The organism is Bartonella sp. AA9NXGY (assembly GCF_042196845.1).
Lineage (GTDB): Bacteria > Pseudomonadota > Alphaproteobacteria > Rhizobiales > Rhizobiaceae > Bartonella.
Window position 1 is genome coordinate 1 of record NZ_JBHIRB010000088.1, and the last position, 972, is coordinate 972.

The 972-nt window shown below is 39.9% G+C and carries 1 protein-coding gene; it reads right to left on the minus strand.

The genetic code is table 11. From position 1 onward, the window contains the following. Nucleotides 1-104 precede the first annotated feature (104 nt). Nucleotides 105-863 carry a hypothetical protein gene (locus ACFIM6_RS09945; RefSeq protein ID WP_375612681.1) on the minus strand — a complete coding sequence of 253 codons (759 nt, stop codon included), beginning with the start codon at nucleotides 861-863 and terminating at the stop codon, nucleotides 105-107. Nucleotides 864-972: the final 109 nt, after the last annotated feature.

The window sequence follows — 972 nt, forward strand, 5'->3', positions numbered from 1 at the left end:
ACGGTACCACTGAACATGTCACCACTTGCACCACGTATCGCCCACCCCGTTTTGGTACCTAGATCAAAACAAAGAATTGTATTATTCATCACGTTTATGAAGCTCTAAAGCCATATTCCGCACTCCCAATAATAACGGAGTCGCTCCCATATTCTACGGTGCCAAGGTAGAGATGCCATGTATTGTTGTGGTGTTAACATAGACAATTTATAAGTCGTATTGGAAATGTAATTAAAGTTTGGAACTAGGTGATCACCACGTAATCTGCCGCCACCAAAAACAGCCCCTAAACCACTAATCCAACAATTACCTTCGTGACTGAGGTTCTCTTCACTCTCTACCCAGCCACCTAAATCACCTTTCTTTACTTTGCCAAAGCTTCTCAATGCTCGTATTCGGTGTAACTTGAAAGGACCGAGATCAACTGTATCGTCTGTAAGTTCGTATTTCTTTTTACTACTATTAACTAAATCACAACCACTAATAAAACCTGTATCAATCCATGCATCACCACACACACGGGCATTTTCACAAATTATTGCTGTACCGTATACATGTGCATTACCAAAAACTTTAGCATCAAAATAAACAATGGCATTGCCATAAACATGAGCGTTATCATAAACGTTGGCATTACCAAAAACCTTGGCTCGACCGTAAACCCTAGCACTACCATAAACCTTTGCATCGTCCCCAACCCAACAGTCTCCCTCATGACTTAAATTGCTTTCATTTTCAATAAAGCCACCTAAGTCACCTGCGTACACATCTCTAAAATTTCTTAAAGCACGTATACGATGAAGCGTAACTCCATTAACTTCGATTGTTTCATCAGTAGATTCATACTTCTTTTTAACTGTCATCTTATCCACTCCTCACTTACCCTTCTTCTTACTCTTCTTATTCTTATGAGGCGGCGCTTTTACTGCTTCATCACGCTGTTTAAGCTCTTGTGTTAGTCTTTGAATTTTC

Coding starts and splice junctions, on each gene's coding strand:
- ACFIM6_RS09945 (WP_375612681.1), bottom strand. CDS start 863: ATGACAGTTAAAAAGAAGTATGAATCTACTGATGAAACAATCGAAGTT.